Origin of the sequence: uncultured Methanobrevibacter sp. (assembly GCF_947166415.1) — an archaeon.
In the GTDB taxonomy this organism is placed as follows: domain Archaea; phylum Methanobacteriota; class Methanobacteria; order Methanobacteriales; family Methanobacteriaceae; genus Methanocatella.
Genome location: NZ_CAMVEE010000019.1, coordinates 22,239 through 39,434 on the forward strand (window position 1 = coordinate 22,239; position 17,196 = coordinate 39,434).

A 17,196-nucleotide genomic window follows, 5' to 3' on the forward strand; every position below is an offset into this window, starting at 1 on the left:
TACTCTATTTTTTTCACTTTTTCATGTTTTTTTTAGAAACATTTATATACTATAAATAGTTAATATATTGTGTGTAAGTTATTAACAACTTATTAACAAAGTCCATATTATACACCTAAAAAATTGAAGGATGTGAAAAGACATGAAAGATTTACCTGAAAACCAAGTATTGGATTTGATATTTTTAATAGATAAGAGCGGATCAATGTACGGTTCCGAAAAGGATACTATTGGTGGATTCAATTCATTCATACAAAAGGAAAAACAGAAAGACCTTTCCACTAACGTAACCACCATTCTTTTTGACCATGAATACGATGTGTTATACAAAAGAAAATCAATTTATGAAGTTGAAGAACTCACTGAAAATGAATATCAGGTTAGGGGTTCAACAGCTCTTCTTGATGCAATCGGAAAAACAATCACAACACTTGATAAAGAAATCGACAATAAAGTTCTTTTTGTCATCATGACTGACGGAATGGAAAACTCCTCTATTGAATTTTCAAAGTCCCAAATCAGCAACATGATAAACAGTCACAGTTGGGAATTCCTTTTCATCGGTGCAGACATCGACTCCTACAGCGAAGGCAGGGGCATCGGAATTAGAAAATCAAGAGTTGCAAACTATGAAAAGTCAGCAGGGGGTGTTGAAAAATTATATGAGTCCATCAGCGATGCATCTTGCTGTCTAAGAGAGGACATTTCCCTTGATGATGGAGAATGGAAAAAAAGATTAAGAGAGTTTGACTGATTACTGTTCATATTCAGTTGGATCATCTATTTTTAATTTTTTAAATGCTCGTTTCCGCCTCATACAACTTTCACAAACGCCGCAATGTTTTTCTCTGCCGGCATAGCAGGAGTAGCTTAACTCCATTGGAGCACCAACTTTTACACCCAATTCAACAATTTCCTCTTTATTTAAATCAATAGCTGGTGCTTCAATTTTTATATTGTCGGGGGAACCTATTTCAATCAGTTCATTGAATGCGTTTAAAAATTCTTTGGAATTGTCCGGGAAGGTAGCCGCCTCTTCACGGTCCCATCCTACAATTATTATTTCAGCACCGATGCTTTCTGCATAGGATGTGGCAATTGATGTGAACACCATGTTTCTAGCAGGAACCCAGACACTGCTTGCACTGGATTTGCTTTTTTCCAGGTCATCCAATTCATCTTCTTTTACTTTAGGAATATCTTCGGAAGTGTTCAGGCTAGACGTGCTGATTTTAGACAGCCAAGGCAAATCAATAACCTCATGGGTCCAATTCATTTTTTTGCAAATTTCCTTTGAAGCTTTCAGTTCCTGTTTGAAACTTTTTTGCCCGTAATTGAATGTTATTGCATGGATATCATAATCATTGGCATATGCGCTTGTTGCCACTGTGCAGTCAAGGCCTCCAGACAGGACAGAAATTGCCTTCATTTGATCATCTCTTTAATTTTCCTTAGTGGAAAATTGGTTTTAAAAGCTATTTTTTTCAAGTCCTCATATTCCGGCCTTGATGAGATTACCTCTCCATTAACGTATCCTATTTTAAAGGTAACTTCAAATGTTTCGCCTTCGATTTCAAATTCCTTTTTGATGAATTCCCTTTTGCTTATTCCCCTATGGATGTTTGGTATGATTCTAATTCCCAAACTTCCAGTTTCCAGAAATATTGCTTCAACCAGTTTTTCTCTATTTTTTCTGGCACAAATCACTTTCAATAAGCTTCCTTGGCGATTTTTCTTCATTATTATTGGCACAATGGACACATCACTGGCTCCAGTTTCCAATAATTTATCAAACAGGTATCCTATTTCTTCACCGGTCAAATGATCGATGTTGGTTTCGATAACGTCCACTTCATCGCTTTCTCCAATATCAGAAGTTTCAATGATTCTTAATATGTTTGGATGGTCAAAATCTTTCTTTCCAGCACCATAACCCACTTTTTTAGGCCTGGCCTGCGGAATGAATTCTTTGATTTCATCACAGATTTCGGCATAAATCGCACAGCCTGTAGGTGTTGCAAGCTCGCTTTCCACTGGGCCTCCACGAATATTTGCATCCTTTAGGATTTCCAGGACTGCAGGTGCAGGTACAGGAATTATTCCATGCGCTGTTTTAACAGTTCCTCCGCCAACGGCTATTGGGAGGCCGATAATTTTCTGCTGGTTTAGATTAAGTGAATAGTAAGCATATATTGACCCAATGACATCTGCAACAGCATCACTTGCACCAACTTCATGAAAATGGACCTTTTCCAATGTTTCTCCATGAACTGCACTTTCAGCTTTTGCAATCCTTTCAAACACATTCGCTGATGTTTTTTTAACTTCTTCAGGCAAATTCAAATCATTTATTTTTTCAATAAACTCATCATAATGGAGAGGTGGCTTTTTTTCAAGCATTTCAACATTACAATATGTTGATGCAATTCCATGCTTCTTGACTTTTTCAAAGGTCACTTCAACTTTTCCAAACTCATAAGCTGATTTTTCCATTATCTCCTTCAGTTCATTCTCATCTGCACCTAAATCAACTAGTGCGCCAATAATCATGTTTCCAGCTATTCCGCTAGATTGAGGGTCAATAATAATTGTCATAATAACTTTTCCTTTCAAGTAGTCTAATATAATAATTTAAATTAAATAATTTATATAATATATGTATAATTTGCTTAGGTCACAAAATGAAAATCAATATTATTGAAAAAGATTATGGGATTGCAATCAATAATCCGAATCATTTCCTGGCTTTCAGTGATTTCACTGTAAGCGATGGAATAGATATTGTTGAGAATGTCAATATCATCAAAGCTAAAGATGAGTATAAATCAACCGCCAAAAAGGCAGAGATCTTCAATCAATCTGAAAGGTCATATATTGCACAGGCATCACAATCCCTTGATTATTTCACAAACAATTATGATGACTTAACCATTTTCACATTTACAAGCAATGATGTTGTTGTGGAGGATTTCACTGACCATTTGAGGGTTGCCAATTCCAAAAAAGGATTTGGGGATGCAAGAATCAATATAAGTCATGTAATTTATATTGATAAAGTATTATCTCCAAAGGATTTGTTGAAAATCTTTAAAATCGCAACCAACATTAAAGCGAAAGTTTTGGCAAACATGGCACTGCCTTTACATATCCAGAATATTTTGAATACTGATGATTTTCTGGCAGTGTTGGCCAATGTTCCTGAAAATGACTTGGATAGTTTAGACATTAATAATTTGGATGTTGATAATGTTGATTTTGATGATTTAAAAATTAGAATTGAAGATGCTGTTGAAATCAGCATAGAAGATGCATTTGAAAAGCTGGAATTGACCTTTGGAATTCTCGATTATTTGGTGGCCGAAGGAATTCTTATAGGCGATTTGGTGGATGCTGGAATGGAACTTGCCGAGGGCGTTGAGGTAACCGATGAGTTAAGGGAAAAGATGAAGGTGCAAATTCTAAAATCCTTAACCGATATTAACGTCATCACACTTATTGCGGCAGCTATGAGGACTGAACAGGACTTAACCGGCAACCGCATAAGGGAAGTTGATGTAAGCGATGATTCTGCTTATCTCTATGCAGATGAAGTATTGGGATTGGCAATTGCTAATCAGATTGCCGGAACTAAGGCAGCTTTCAATTTTAAACGTTATGATGAAGCAAAACCAGGTATCATTTATGGATTGCCTCCCCTGCTGGATGATATCTTTGCAGGTTTGATAGCTGGTTGCATGTCAAAAATATTTGAGGAATAATTATGGAAGATGATAGTTACTTTGAAGATGAAGAATTTTCCCCAGTTAAATCTTTATTGGGGCTTTTAACCTTTTCAACAATTTTGCCGATTAGGGTGTATACTTCAATAGAGTATATGACTAAATTGACATGGTGCTGGCCGTTTATACATCTGTTCATTGGAATATTGGCAATGTTTTGCGGTTATATCTCTTTAAATATTCTGCATTTAAATTCATTCTTTGCAGCAGCTATTGTTTATGCATTTCTAATGATTATTTCAGGATATAACCATTTGGATGGCGTAATGGACATGGCCGATGGAGTCATGGTTCACGGCGATGCGGCCCGCAAGATTCGCGTAATGAAAGACTCATCTGTCGGTGCGGGAGGAGTTGCGACATTATTTTTAGTGGCTAGCTTAACAATTGCTGGAATTTACAATATCTTGGATTACAATTTCATTTTTGGAATCATCATATGTGAAATGGTTGCGAAAACATCCCTATTGACAACAGCACTTTTATCCAAACCGTTAACTCCGGGAATCGGAAGCTATTTCATATTTGAAACCAACGGTGCCAATTACCTGATATCCACACTGGTCGTCACTGCCATTGCAATTTTATTCGGTGGTTTTGTTGGTGTCAGCGGCGTTTTGGGAGCTATCGTTTCAGGAATGATAATTGCATTTATTGCAAAAAGAAATTTCGTATACGCGAATGGTGACGTTTTGGGAATGAGTAATGAGGTTGGTCGTTTAATGGCTTTGCTGTTCATGGCCGTAACTTTATTTTATTTCTAATTTTTCATTTTAAAAGCAATTTATTAACTTTAATTCAATAATTGCTTTTTAAAAAGCATTACTTTATTAATCAGGATTTGTATACTTATTTTTGATGTTATTTGCCACTTACCCACTCATACATCACCTCCATTTTATTATTTAAAAAACTTTCATTTAACCAATATCAATAGCCCATAATTCTCTAAAGCAAGTAAGTGGCATTTTCATCTTTTTTTACAAAATTATTATATATTTAAAATTCGAAATATTAGATTAATTATTTTTCAATTAATTTATTTTTCTTGATATTATGAAAGTCAATGTTTTAAGATTAGATCACAGACTAAAAAGAGACACTCGTATAACAACTCACGTATGTTTAACCGCCCGTGCTTTTGGAGCCAGCAAAATTTTCCTTGCCGGTGAAAGGGATAATAACCTTATGGAAAACGTAAGGGACACCGCTTCAAGATTCGGGGGAAATTTTGAAATAGAATATACTGAAAGCTATATGAGTGTTATCAATAAATGGAAAGCCGACGGCGGAAAAGTGGTGCATTTAACAATGTATGGTTCTCAAGCTCATGAGATTGCACCTGAAGTCAGAGAAGATGGTTCAGATATCCTGATTATTGTCGGAGGTTCCAAAGTTCCTGGAAAAGTGTATAAGGCTGCAGATTGGAATGTGTCAGTAACAACCCAACCACATTCGGAAGTATCTTCACTTGCAGTATTCCAGCATTTGCTGATGGATGGAGCGGAATTCGATTTGGAATTTGAAAATCCTGTGCTTGAAGTTATTCCAACAGCACATGGAAAAACAGTAAATATTCACAACGAAAACCGTTAAGAGATGAAATCATCAAGTCTCTTAATTGCTTTTAATTTTTCATCTTTTTTTATTCTTGCCTGGTCAAGCGCATCTCTGATGGTTTGAATTGAATTGTCATAGACTTCCCTGTCAACCGGATATGGAAACCCATCTTTGCCTCCATGCGTAAAGCTATATTTTACAGGGTCTTTCCAGCTTGCAGGTTCTCCATAAACTAAATCGGATATTAATGCAAGTGCTCTTATTTTTTTTTGACCGATTCCCTGAAGTAAAATAAGTTCTTCATAATTTTCAGGTTGAATTTCATAAGCTCTTGTAAGCACTTCAAATTCCGTATCTGAAATGTCCATGTCTAAAACAGGGTGATGCGCAGGCATTGTAAAGTCTTCTAAAAGCATTTGATTATCTTTTCTTTTGAAATATTGTCTTAAATGATTTGGATTGTCATTAATCAAATCAACGCTTATCTTTTGGGCTTCTTTGCTTTCATCAGCGGACATATTCAGGGTTTGGGGTGTTATCTTGTCGCAGGAAATTCCGCTGTGTGGATCATTCAGGAGGTCATCCACTTCCTTGCCTAACCAGTGATATCTTCGAGCATACTTATTTTCGGTATTCAATCCTTGCTGAACGACAGCCCAATCCCCCTTTTCTGTGATGAAGAAGTTGTGCTGGTACAGCGTATAGCCGTCCTGAATGCACGAATTGTCAATCTTTGCTGATAGCTTGCTGGTTTCAACAAGTTTTTCAGTTGTTTTTGTTTTAAGGTTGAATATGTCTCCTGCATGCTTTATTCCATCTGGAGTTTTTCTGGATTTGGCGCCTTTGCCTCCAGTCAAATAGATTCCATGTTCTTCTGGGCTTAAAGATGCTTTCAGGGCGCCTAGGGTGGTGGTTGTAGTTCCGGAGGAATGCCAATCGAAACCCAACACGCAGGAAAATGCCTGAAACCAGTAAGGGTTTGAAATTCTATTCAGGAATTCATTTAGGCTGTATTCTTCGATAATGACTGAAGCCAAAGCTCCTGATAGTTCCACCATTCTTGAAAATAGCCATTTTGGCGGATGCCCTCCATGGAGCGGTAGGTTGACTGCACCTCTTCTTTGCATGAATAATATTTTTTATTTAATTTTATAATATTTTTTAGAAAGAGCATTTGAAAAGTATTTTAAACAAAACTTTAATATACTAATTACTGATATATTTTATAATGTTATATTTATTAACAAATTATTTAATCAAAATTATTAAGGAGCGTAATTATTATGGCTGTAGATAACGGAGATTTTGTAAGAGTAAATTTTACAGGTAAAGTTAAAGAAACTGATGAAGTATTTGATACCACTTATGATGAAGTTGCACAAGAAGCAGGTATTTTTGAAGAAAATAAAACCTATAAACCAATTCCTATTGTTGTTGGTGGAAACCACTTATTACCTGCAATTGAAGAAGCAATCATTGGATTAGAAGAAGGAGACACCAAACATATTGAAGTTGATTCCGATAATGCATTTGGTCCTAGAGACCCTAAAATGATCCAATTAGTGCCTATGAAAGAATTCAGAAAACAAGGCATGAATCCTGTTCCAGGTATGAGAATCCAATCTGAAGGCGCAAGCGGTAAAATCTTAACCGTAAACGGCGGAAGAGTAAAAGTAGATTTCAATCACGAATTAGCAGGAAAAGATTTAATTTACGATGTTCAAGTAACTGAAATCATCGAAGATGAATCAGAAAAAATCAAAAGTATGATTGAGTTACACTACTCCAACCCTAATGTTGACATCGATAAAACCGAAATCAGCATCGAAGACGGTGTTGCAAACATCAAATTAGATGAAATGGCTAAATTCGACCAACAATCTTACATGGACATTACCTTTGCAAGATTCAGAATAGCTAAAGATATTTGGGATAACATCGATGAAATTACCAAAGTTAATTTCGTTGACGGATTCGAAAAAAGAGAAGAATCCGATGATGAAGAAGACGAAGAATAATTTCTTTGTCTAAATTTTTTTTCCCTTGTGGATAGCCACTATCCCAGGGATTTTTTCTACTTTTAATTCAAACATGGCTTCCATGCCCTCATTTTCAAATAGAACACATTTTTTTTCAAGAACTTTGTTTGTAAGCAATGCAGCTACCGGCGGGGTAATTACAAAAATAGAATTGTTTTTTTCCAGTGCATTTGTGGTATCATCACTTAACATTCCCTTTCCGATATGGATTTTGACACCATTTTCGCTTAATATAGGTATTGATGATTCTATTTCTACTTTGCTGCTTGTTGTTGGAGCAATTCCCGCATCGCTAAAGGCAGTATGCATGATAACGCTTCCATTCAAATCGATAGGGACTTCATCATTTTCAATTAAGCCAACTAACTGGGGCAGCGCCGCATCACGGCCAGTATAGATAGTGCCTGAAACGGTAATCTGGTCTCCAACATTCAGACCTTCCAAATCTTCATCGGTAATCGGGGTGGTTAAGTGTTTCATACTAATACTCTGTTCTGATTTTTAATAAATTTTTTAATTTATCATGATTTTTGATAAGATATTTAAATGTTCATTAATAAAGATATATACATTCTATATTTATTTATGATGAATAGGTTAGGAGATTATTAAATTGATTGTTATTGATGAGAATTTATGTAAAGGATGTCATCTTTGCTTGTTCATGTGCTACAAGAATGTATATGCAATATCTCCTGAAACTAATAAAAAAGGCGTACAATTGCCTTATGTTAATTTCGAAGATAGATGTACTAAGTGCGGCACTTGCGAAGTTGCATGTCCTGATCAAGCTATTACAGTAGATTTGCCTGAAAATTGGTGGATGAATGAAGAGAATGATATTAACTTCAATCCTAATTTTACAAAGGGGAAAAAGTAGGTGTTAAAAATGGCTCAAGAATTTTTTATTCAAGGAAATGAAGCATGCGCTAAAGGTGCAATAGCTGCAGGTTGTAGATTTTTTGCAGGTTATCCAATCACTCCATCTACAGAAGTTGCAGAAACTCTTGCACGCGAATTACCGAAAGTAGGAGGGTCATTTGTTCAGATGGAAGATGAAATCGCATCTGCAGGCGCTATTATTGGAGGTTCATGGGGAGGAACCAAATCCATGACAGCTACCTCAGGACCGGGTATTTCATTAATGCAGGAAAACATAGGATATGCGTTTATGAGCGAAACCCCTATTGTTATTGTTGATGTTCAAAGAGGTTCTCCATCAACCGCTCAGCCAACAATGACTTCACAAAGTGATATGATGCAGGCACGTTGGGGTTCTCATGGTGATTATGAACCAATCGCTCTTGCACCATCCAGCGTTCAGGAATTTTTCGATTTCACAATTAAGGCATTCAACTTGGCAGAAGAATTCAGGGTTCCTGTATTCGTAATGGCAGATGAAATTGTCGGCCACATGAGAGAAAAGATTACTGTTGAAGACGATATTGAAATCGTTCCAAGAAAAAGGCCTGAAAAATCTGATGATTATTTGCCGTTTGAAAATACTGAAAACGGAACAAATCCCATGCCGGCATTCGGTGACGGATTCAATATTCACGTAACCGGATTGACACACGATGAAAGAGGTTATCCGGACACTAACAATCCCGAAACTCATCAAAAACTTGTTCAAAGAATTTGCGATAAGATATTGAATAATAAAGATAAAATCTGTTCTGTCAAATCTCAAAACTGTGAAGATGCAGACATGATAATTGTATCATACGGTTCTCCTGTAAGGTCCGTTGGGGAAGCAGTCACAAAAGCAAGAGAAGACGGTTTGAAAGTTGGTTACATTAAAATCGATACTCCTTGGCCGTTCCCTGATGAGCAACTCCTGGAATTGGCATCCAACGCAAAAGATGTTTTGGTCGTAGAAATGAATTTGGGTCAAATGTATTATGAAGTTGACCGCGTACTTGGAAAAGGTGCCGATGTTCACTTGATGGGTGTAATCGGAGGGGTTATGCCAACTCCTGATGAAATTGTAGAAAAAATTAAAGAGATAGGAGGAAACTAAATGTCACAACATAAAGAGAACAGATTTCTCCCTTATATGAGAGAAGATAGATTGCCTCATATTTTTTGCCCAGGTTGTGGAAATGGAGCTATCATCAATGCATTCCTTGCAGCTATGGAAAAAGCTGAAATGGATTTTGACAATATAGCTATGGTTTCAGGAATTGGTTGTTCCTCAAGAATTCCAGGTTATTTAAATTGTGATTCTCTCCATACAACTCACGGAAGGGCCTTAAGTTTTGCAACCGGTTTGAAAGTTGCAAATAAGGATTTGGATGTAGTTGTTTTCACTGGAGACGGTGATGCTGCTTCCATTGGTGGTAACCATTTGATTCACGCGGCAAGAAGAAACATTAATCTTACTGTAATATGTATCAACAATAATATTTATGGTATGACTGGTGGGCAAATCAGTCCTACATCTCCTAAAGGCAGTTTCGGAACAACAGCTCCATACGGTAATAGGGACACTCCATTTAACCTAGCTGAACTTGTTGCTGCTGCAGGAGCATCCTATTCCGCAAGATGGACCACTGTTCAAATTGAAAATCTTGTGCTCGCAATAAAAGACGGTTTAAAAAATCCAGGATTTTCATTTATTGAAGTTGCCACACAATGCCCTACTTATTATGGTCGTAAAAATAAACTCAGGACTCCTACAGCAATGGCAGCAGTAATGAAAGCAAATACTGTATTCAAATCTGCAGCAGATAGGATGAGTGCAAAGGAATTAGAAGGAAAAATAGTTGTCGGTGAATTCGCCAATAAACAAAAAGATGAATTCACACAAGGCATTGAGAATATCAGTGTAGAGAAATCTGGTAAGAAAACTCTTATCAATTCAGCATATGAATCAGAATTATAGGTGGATGTTATGAGAACTGAAATAAGAATTGGTGGATTTGGAGGTCAAGGTGTTATCCTTGCAGGAATTATTTTAGGTAAAGCCGCAAGTATCTTTGATCAAAAAGAAGCTGTTCAAACTCAATCTTACGGTCCGGAAGCTCGTGGGGGAGCTTCTAAATGTGAAGTTGTTATCAGCGATACCGAAATCGATTACCCTAAATTTCAAAGTCCCGATATTTTAATCGCAATGTCTAACGAAGCTTTAATAAAGTATATCGTTGACTTGAAAGACAATGGAACTTTGATTGTTGATCCAGGAACAACAGATATTGAAGATGTAAGAGAGTTCATTGATGAACATGACATTAAAGTTTATGAAGCTCCAGCTACAAAAACAGCAACCGATGAAATCGGCCTTAAGATTGTAGCCAATATCGTTATGGTCGGAGCAATTACAAAAATTACAGAGGTTATATCAAAAGAAGCTGCTATGAAAGCTATTGAAGACAGCGTTCCTAAAGGAACAGAAGAGAAAAACATTAAAGCTTTCGAAGCAGGATATGCTTTAGTGGAATAGGTGTAAATATGAGATTTTTTGAAAATGTAGCAAAACAAATTTTTAACGATGAAGGAATTCCAATTTTGGAAGGGCATATTGCAAATTATCCTGAAGAAGCAATGGCTATTTCTTCAGAGATGGGAGTGCCTGTTGTTATTAAAGCGCAAGTTTTAACCGGTGGAAGAGGTAAGGCCGGTGGTGTAAAATTCGCGGACAACCCTGGTGAAGCTTTAAAAGTTTCAGAAGAAATTTTAGGAATGGAAATTAAGGGTGAAAAAGTAAAACACTTGTTAGTTGAAGAAAAAGCAGAGATTCTCAACGAATTTTTCGTAACCGTTTCAGTTGACAGGGGCGCTAGAAGGCCTGTAATCTTAGCAAGTAAGGAAGGCGGAATTGAAATTGAAAACTTGGCTAAAACAAACCCTGAAAAAATTATTAAATATTGTCCAAATCCTTTGCTTGACTTTTTACCATATGAAGCACGTGAAATCGCACGTAAGATGGGCGTTTCATCAGAATTAATTTCTCCGATGGGTGATATTATATGGAAATTATACAATGTTTTTACCAAATATGATGCTGTCACTGCTGAAATAAACCCATTGGTATTAACTCCTAAAGGGCTAATAGCTGCTGATGCAAAGTTGGTCGTTGAAAACGATTCATTGTTCAGACATCAGGCTTTAGTTGACAGACTCCACTATAAACCGAAAGCTGTTGATTTTGTTCAGTTGGATGGGGACATTGCAGTTATTGGAAATGGTGCAGGTTTAACATTGACTGCTATGGACATGATTAAGCTTAACGGAGGCGAACCGGCAACATTCCTGGATATTGGTGGCGGAGCTTCAGAGCATATTATCAATCAGGCTTTAAATATTGTATTGAACTACGACCCAGTCAAAGTAGTGTTCTTGAATGTTTTAGGAGGAATTACTAAAGCTGACGACGTAGCTCGTGGTGTAATCAAAGCATTGGAACAAGCAGAACGCAAGGTTCATATTGTTATCAGATTAACCGGTACCAATGAAGAAGAAGGCCAAAGGCTTTTAGAAGAAGCAGGCATTCCATTTGAAACTTCAATGGAAAAGGCTGCTAAAAAGGCAGTTGAACTCTGTGAAGAAATAAAAGCGGAGGGCAGATAAATGAAATTCTTTGCCATTAATGGTTCCCCAAGACCAAAATGTAATACTGCACTGCTTTTGGATAAGGCATTAGAAGGCGTAAAATCAGTTTTTCCAGATGCGGAAGTTGAAAGGATTAATTTATATGATTTTCCATTCCATGGATGCAAGAGCTGTTTTGCATGTAAGGTAGTCAATGGAAAACATTATGGCAAATGCGTTCAAAAAGATGATTTAAAACCTATTCTAGAAGAAGTTGTTGAATCTGATGGCATTATATTGGGTTCACCAATCTATTTGAGCGATGTTACTGGGAATATGAGATGCTTTTTAGAGCGATTCTCATTTCCATTCGTTGCTTATAGCAAAACCGAAGTAGTTGAGCATAAAAGGATGCCATTGGCTTACATCTATACAATGAATGCATCCGAAGAAATCTCTCATCAAATCGGTTATCACGATCTCCATGACCACTTTGAAAGGGGATTGGCTTTGACATTTAGTGAGATTGACCATCTCTATGTCTATGAAACATATCAGTTTAAGGATTATTCCAGGTATGTTTCCGATGTATTTGATGAAAGTGAAAGAAGGGAAATCCGTAAAAACAGGTTTCCTAAAGATTTGGAATCTGCATTTGAGTTGGGTAAAAAAATAGCTATTCGAGCAAAACAACTCGACTGATTTCAGATTCGTTCACTATTTCTTTTCCACATTCAGCACCTATTTTTTGAGCAAAACTCTTAACCTCATCAAATAATGGCATGTTGTCCATTGTCAAGCGTTCACGAGAGGAACCGACACACATATATGCCTTGATTTCTACAAAATCAGGGTCTGCTTTTTTTATTAATTTGGCATATTCTTCAGGCTGTTCCATATTTCTTCCCCTAACGCAGGTATTTCGTATGCATGTACGGGAGTCAAAGCTAGCTAACGTTTCAAGTGATTCGTTTAAATTGCTCCAAGCATCATTTATTCTAGGTCTGCACACGTCATTAAATATTTTCTCGTTGGGTGCATCCAAGGAAAGATACAATTGGTAAGGATCGTTTTCCAGATTTCTGAGCCTTTCGACACATTGGCCGTTGCTTACAACAAATGTTGTAAAATCCCTTCTGTTAAACTCACCAATCAACTCATCAATTTTAGGATAAAGTGTCGGTTCGCCGGCTAGGGAAATTGCTGCATTATTCGGGTTTTTCATCTCTTCCAATTTTTTCTTGTTGGCTTTGTCATTTCCATAAAAACCGCATAACAAGTTGTTCTGTGCTTTAATAGCTTCGTTCACTATTGTTTTTGGGTCATCATATTCATCATCTTCCCAGTGGGTTTGCGTATAAGTCAGGTCTCTCCAGCAAAACTCACATTCCTGCTGGCAGTTCGGCACTGCTGGAGACATTTGAAGGCATCTGTGGGATTGGATTCCATAGAACTTTTCCTTATAGCAAACACCTTTGTCTGAAATGCTTTGACGAGTCCAATGGCATGTTTTGACTGCCGCATGCCCATGGCTTCCGACGAATCTATATCCGCTTTTTTCTAATTTTTCTATTTGGTTTTTATTGAATGACATATTAAGTTTATGTTATATATTTTCTAATAATTTAAATATTCGGTAAATTAAAATATTATATATAAAAATTAATCGGGGATACTATGGATACACCAATTGTAATATTGAATTATAAAACTTATTTGGAATCTAGTGGAATAAAAGCATTGGAACTTGCACATGATTTGGAAAGTGCAGCTAATGAATCTGGGATTACTATGGTTGCATCTCCTCAGGCAGCAGATATCTATAGGATTCATGAAGAGACTTCCCTTCCTATTTTCGCACAGCACATTGACCCAATTTCTCCTGGAGGACATACTGGGTCTAATTTAATCCAAACCTTAATTGAGGCAGGCATCAGCGGCTCATTGATAAACCATTCAGAAAATAGAATGAAATTGGCTGACATCGATGAAGTCGTTAAATTATGCAGGGCTAATGAAATAGAATCCTGCGTTTGCACTAATAATATAGAAACTTCAAAAGCGGTTGCTGCTCTTGCTCCTGATGCTGTGGCTGTCGAACCTCCGGAATTGATTGGTACTGGTATTCCTGTATCTCAAGCACAACCTGAAGTTGTGGAGGATACCGTAAAAGAGGTCAAAGCAATCAATAAAAATATTAAGGTATTGTGTGGCGCTGGAATAACCACTGGGGATGACATGAAAGCCGCAATGGATTTGGGTGCTGATGGTGTATTGCTTGCATCAGGAATCATTAAAGCTGAAAGTCCAAAAGATGCTTTGCTTGATTTGGTTAGTAAGTTATAAAAGCTTATAATTTAATAAATATTCATGAGTGAGATAAATGGCAGATAAATTTAATACAATTGATGATTTTGATATTGAAGATAAGACTGTACTTGTTAGAATTGATATTAATGCTCCTGTAGATCCAAGTTCAGGTATTATATTGGATGATACAAGATTGAAACTTCATTCCCAAACTGTTAAGGAATTATCCAATAAGGGAGCTAAGGTTGTACTCCTTGCACACCAAAGCCGTCCGGGCAAAAAGGATTTTACAACTTTATCTCAGCATGCCGAAGCATTGTCTGAAATTTTAAATTTAAGAGTCAAATACATCGATTCCCTGTTTTCCAATGCAGCCAAAGAGGCTATCAAATCTCTCAAAGCTCATGAAATATTACTTCTTGAAAATGCACGTTTCTTTTCTGAAGAATCACTTTCAAGAACTCCTGAAGAGCAATCAAAAACATTGCTTGTAAGAAACTTATCTCCATTAATTGATTATTTTGTAAATGATGCATTTGCGGCCGCTCACAGGTCACAGGCATCTTTAGTTGGTTTTACAGTCAACACTCCTTCCGCTGCAGGTCGTGTAATGGAGGAGGAACTGACCGTAATTCAAAATGCATTGGACAATGTTGAACATCCGTGTGTATTCCTTCTTGGAGGAATGAAGCCTGAAGATTCCATTGATGTTATGGAAAATGTTTTAGGCAATGGAACAGCAGATTCCGTCCTAACAACAGGTATTGTCGGAAACATTGTTTTATGGGCTGCTGGTGTTGATATTGGTCAGGTAAATAAGGATTTCATAGCAAGCAGAGGATATGAGAACATGGTCGAGAAAGCCAAAGAGCTCATAGACAGGTTCGGTGACAAGGTCAAGTATCCTATTGATGTTGCATGTGAAATCGATGGTGAACGTGTGGATTATGACCTGGGAGATATTCCAAATGAAGCCATCTTTGACATTGGTGTAAAGACCATTTCAATGTATGCTAATGAAATCAGAAACGCAAAATACATTTTTGCAAACGGTCCTGCCGGCGTATTTGAAGACCCTAAATTTGCAATGGGTACTGAAGATTTAATCAACGCAATGGCAAGTTCTAAAGGTTTCTCATTAATCGGTGGAGGTCATATTGCCGCTGCTACTGCAGGTCTCGGACTGGAAGATCAGATGAGTCACTTGAGCAGTGGTGGTGGAGCTTGCATCAGCATGCTTGCCGGTAAAAAGTTAGCTGCCGTAGAGGCACTTAAAAACTGTAAAAAATAATATTTTTTTACAACTTTTTTTTTAAAAAAATAGGGATTAGCTATTAAAAATATTTAATAGCTCTTCAGATGATTTTTTCGGATTATCAGAACTCATTATTGCACTCACAACAGATAATCCTGCAATTCCAGTATCTTTCAGTTGGCTTGCGTTTTCTAAGGTAATGCCGCCTATCGCAACTGTTGGAATATTTATTGATTCGGTAATTTCTTTTAGATCTTCTTTTGTTATTGAAGGAGCGTCATCTTTGGTTTCGGTTGGAAATACTGCTCCTGTTCCAATATAATCTGCACCATCTCTTTCAGCTTTTTTTGCCTCTTCGATGGTTGCGGCTGAAACTCCAAGTATCTTATCTTTACCGATCAGTTTTCTTGTAATGTCGCAGGGCATATCGCTTTGGCCGACATGGACTCCATCAGCATCTATGGCCAGTGCAACATCGACTCTATCGTTAATGATTAACGGTACATTGTATTTTGTTGTAATTTCTTTAACTTGCAATGCCAAATTATAAAATTCCAGGGTATCTGCAGTCTTTTCTCTGATTTGAACTACACTTACTCCTCCTTTTATTGCTTCTTCAATGGTGTTAAGGAATTTTTCCACATCATCGCTGTTGTCAGTTACAAGATAAAGAGATAAATCTATGTCTTTCATAATATCATGATATTTGATTCTTCAACTAAGCTTTCGGCATTAGTCTTGTAAAGGTAATCTATTAAGTAAGTTCTAAATGAACCTGTTCCTTCATCTTTTTCGTCAACCTTGGCTCTTGCTTTTTCACCGGCAAGATTCATAGCTAAAATAGCAACCAGTGTTCCTTCTAGAGGTGTTGATCCTCCTACGCAGCTTCCAACAATTGAAGACAACATGCATCCGCTACCTGTAATCAAAGGCATCATATCGTCTCCGTTGTCAATCGCTATGGTTGTTTCACCGTCGCTTAAGATGTCGATAGGTCCGCTTGCGAGTACTGTCGTGTTCAATTTCTTTGCAAGCTCTTTTATTATTTCTCCATTTGCAGCTAAATTCTCTTCAGTGATTATGTCATCAGCATTAACGTCAACACCTTTTGCAGTATTGTTTTCATCAATAACACCTGTCAATTTTGCTATTGCTTTGATTTCACTGATGTTTCCGCGAATGGTGGTCATTTGATAATTTTCAATAAGATTTAATGTGGTTTCATTTCTTAATTCTGTCACTCCAACTCCTACAGGATCAAGAACGATTGGTGTTCCTGTTTCATTTGCAACTTTTGCACTCACGTTCATTGATTTGATTTGTTCTTTGCTTAATTTTCCTATGTTGATTACTAAAGCATCGGCTATTGTCACGACTTCTTCAAGCTCTTCTGCATCTTCTGCCATGAATGGAGACCCTCCGATTGCAAGAACGGCATTGGCACAATCGTTTATTGTCACTGAATTGGTTATGCAGTGAGTTAAAGGGTTTTTTGCTTTTATTTCTGTTAATGATTTTGTGATTTTTTCTTTTAATTTATCATCATTTATCATGGTTATTAATATAAAGAAATTAATATTTAAGTTTTTGTTGAACTTTCATTGTTTTATCGCAAAGTATTTAAAGGACTTTAAACATAATTTATGTTGTTCTATAATATAGAGCTAAGCCTCGGTGGCTCAGTCTGGTAGAGCGCGAGACTTGTAATCTCGTGGTCGCGGGT

20 protein-coding genes are annotated in these 17,196 nt (G+C 36.9%); 13 read left to right on the plus strand and 7 right to left on the minus strand.

The genetic code is table 11. The annotated features are described in order from the left end of the window. The first annotated feature begins 142 nt into the window (after positions 1–142). Entirely contained in the window at positions 143–754 is a 612-nt protein-coding gene (locus tag Q0W25_RS05550; protein WP_298519929.1) for a vWA domain-containing protein, read from the plus strand. Here the strand turns inward: Q0W25_RS05550 and queC are convergent, their stop codons facing one another. Together queC and larC are read right to left on the minus strand one after the other, a co-directional pair. Continuing rightward, positions 755–1,429: a 7-cyano-7-deazaguanine synthase QueC gene (gene queC / locus Q0W25_RS05555; RefSeq protein WP_298519932.1), complete on the minus strand. Its 675-nt coding sequence runs from the start codon at positions 1,427–1,429 to the stop codon at positions 755–757. Further along, complete coding sequence (larC, locus tag Q0W25_RS05560; protein ID WP_298519936.1) at positions 1,426–2,595, minus strand: nickel pincer cofactor biosynthesis protein LarC; 1,170 nt, start codon at positions 2,593–2,595, stop codon at positions 1,426–1,428. The genes queC and larC overlap by 4 nt, the downstream gene beginning before the upstream one ends. 86 nt (positions 2,596–2,681) lie before the next feature. Between larC and Q0W25_RS05565 the strand changes: the two genes are divergently transcribed. The 3 genes from Q0W25_RS05565 (at position 2,682) to Q0W25_RS05575 (ending at position 5,375) form a co-directional block, all read left to right on the plus strand. Continuing rightward, positions 2,682–3,758, plus strand: a complete 1,077-nt coding sequence (locus Q0W25_RS05565; protein ID WP_298519940.1) for a phosphatidylglycerophosphatase A — start codon at positions 2,682–2,684, stop codon at positions 3,756–3,758. A gap of 2 nt (positions 3,759–3,760) precedes the next feature. Continuing rightward, positions 3,761–4,543: an adenosylcobinamide-GDP ribazoletransferase gene (gene cobS, locus Q0W25_RS05570; RefSeq protein WP_298519943.1), complete on the plus strand. Its 783-nt coding sequence runs from the start codon at positions 3,761–3,763 to the stop codon at positions 4,541–4,543. Positions 4,544–4,832: 289 nt separating this feature from the next. Continuing rightward, positions 4,833–5,375 carry a tRNA (cytidine(56)-2'-O)-methyltransferase gene (locus tag Q0W25_RS05575; RefSeq protein ID WP_298519979.1) on the plus strand — a complete coding sequence of 181 codons (543 nt, stop codon included), beginning with the start codon at positions 4,833–4,835 and terminating at the stop codon, positions 5,373–5,375. On the opposite strand, the gene Q0W25_RS05580 is transcribed toward Q0W25_RS05575, so the two are convergent. Continuing rightward, a complete protein-coding gene (locus Q0W25_RS05580) occupies positions 5,372–6,466 on the minus strand; it encodes a DUF763 domain-containing protein (RefSeq protein ID WP_298519946.1) in 1,095 nt (364 codons plus the stop codon). The genes Q0W25_RS05575 and Q0W25_RS05580 overlap by 4 nt on opposite strands. A gap of 156 nt (positions 6,467–6,622) precedes the next feature. Between Q0W25_RS05580 and Q0W25_RS05585 the strand changes: the two genes are divergently transcribed. Next, on the plus strand, positions 6,623–7,357 hold the full coding sequence (locus tag Q0W25_RS05585) for a peptidylprolyl isomerase (RefSeq protein ID WP_297826287.1): 735 nt from the start codon (positions 6,623–6,625) through the stop codon (positions 7,355–7,357). A 9-nt stretch (positions 7,358–7,366) separates the two neighbouring features. Here Q0W25_RS05585 and Q0W25_RS05590 read toward each other — a convergent pair whose 3' ends face one another. Further along, positions 7,367–7,858 carry a fumarate hydratase C-terminal domain-containing protein gene (locus Q0W25_RS05590; RefSeq protein ID WP_298519951.1) on the minus strand — a complete coding sequence of 164 codons (492 nt, stop codon included), beginning with the start codon at positions 7,856–7,858 and terminating at the stop codon, positions 7,367–7,369. Between the two features lie 133 nt (positions 7,859–7,991). Between Q0W25_RS05590 and Q0W25_RS05595 the strand changes: the two genes are divergently transcribed. The 6 genes from Q0W25_RS05595 to Q0W25_RS05620 are packed head-to-tail and all read left to right on the plus strand — an operon-like array spanning position 7,992 to position 12,610. Beyond that, positions 7,992–8,258, plus strand: a complete 267-nt coding sequence (locus Q0W25_RS05595) for a ferredoxin family protein (protein WP_297826293.1) — start codon at positions 7,992–7,994, stop codon at positions 8,256–8,258. A gap of 9 nt (positions 8,259–8,267) precedes the next feature. Then, entirely contained in the window at positions 8,268–9,398 is a 1,131-nt protein-coding gene (locus tag Q0W25_RS05600; protein WP_297826296.1) for a 2-oxoacid:acceptor oxidoreductase subunit alpha, read from the plus strand. Further along, positions 9,399–10,262: a 2-oxoacid:ferredoxin oxidoreductase subunit beta gene (locus Q0W25_RS05605; protein ID WP_297826299.1), complete on the plus strand. Its 864-nt coding sequence runs from the start codon at positions 9,399–9,401 to the stop codon at positions 10,260–10,262. 9 nt (positions 10,263–10,271) lie between these two features. Then, complete coding sequence (locus Q0W25_RS05610; RefSeq protein WP_298519956.1) at positions 10,272–10,820, plus strand: 2-oxoacid:ferredoxin oxidoreductase subunit gamma; 549 nt, start codon at positions 10,272–10,274, stop codon at positions 10,818–10,820. An 8-nt stretch (positions 10,821–10,828) separates the two neighbouring features. Continuing rightward, positions 10,829–11,947: an ADP-forming succinate--CoA ligase subunit beta gene (gene sucC, locus Q0W25_RS05615; protein ID WP_298519959.1), complete on the plus strand. Its 1,119-nt coding sequence runs from the start codon at positions 10,829–10,831 to the stop codon at positions 11,945–11,947. Further along, the gene (locus Q0W25_RS05620) at positions 11,948–12,610 is read left to right on the plus strand and encodes a flavodoxin family protein (RefSeq protein ID WP_298519961.1); all 663 of its coding nucleotides are present in this window, start codon (positions 11,948–11,950) and stop codon (positions 12,608–12,610) included. On the opposite strand, the gene twy1 is transcribed toward Q0W25_RS05620, so the two are convergent. Continuing rightward, entirely contained in the window at positions 12,585–13,502 is a 918-nt protein-coding gene (twy1, locus tag Q0W25_RS05625) for a 4-demethylwyosine synthase TYW1 (protein WP_298519964.1), read from the minus strand. The two genes, Q0W25_RS05620 and twy1, sit on opposite strands and share 26 nt — an antisense overlap. An 83-nt stretch (positions 13,503–13,585) precedes the next feature. Between twy1 and tpiA the strand changes: the two genes are divergently transcribed. Together tpiA and Q0W25_RS05635 are read left to right on the plus strand one after the other, a co-directional pair. Next, a complete protein-coding gene (gene tpiA / locus Q0W25_RS05630) occupies positions 13,586–14,254 on the plus strand; it encodes a triose-phosphate isomerase (RefSeq protein WP_298519967.1) in 669 nt (222 codons plus the stop codon). Between the two features lie 37 nt (positions 14,255–14,291). Beyond that, positions 14,292–15,509 (plus strand): phosphoglycerate kinase, encoded by a 1,218-nt coding sequence (locus Q0W25_RS05635; RefSeq protein ID WP_298519970.1) that lies wholly within the window; start codon positions 14,292–14,294, stop codon positions 15,507–15,509. Positions 15,510–15,545: 36 nt separating this feature from the next. Here Q0W25_RS05635 and thiE read toward each other — a convergent pair whose 3' ends face one another. Beyond that, positions 15,546–16,166: a thiamine phosphate synthase gene (gene thiE, locus Q0W25_RS05640; protein WP_298519973.1), complete on the minus strand. Its 621-nt coding sequence runs from the start codon at positions 16,164–16,166 to the stop codon at positions 15,546–15,548. Beyond that, positions 16,163–17,026, minus strand: a complete 864-nt coding sequence (gene thiM / locus Q0W25_RS05645) for a hydroxyethylthiazole kinase (RefSeq protein ID WP_298519976.1) — start codon at positions 17,024–17,026, stop codon at positions 16,163–16,165. Before thiM ends, thiE begins: the two co-directional genes overlap by 4 nt. Between the last annotated feature and the right edge of the window lie 170 nt (positions 17,027–17,196).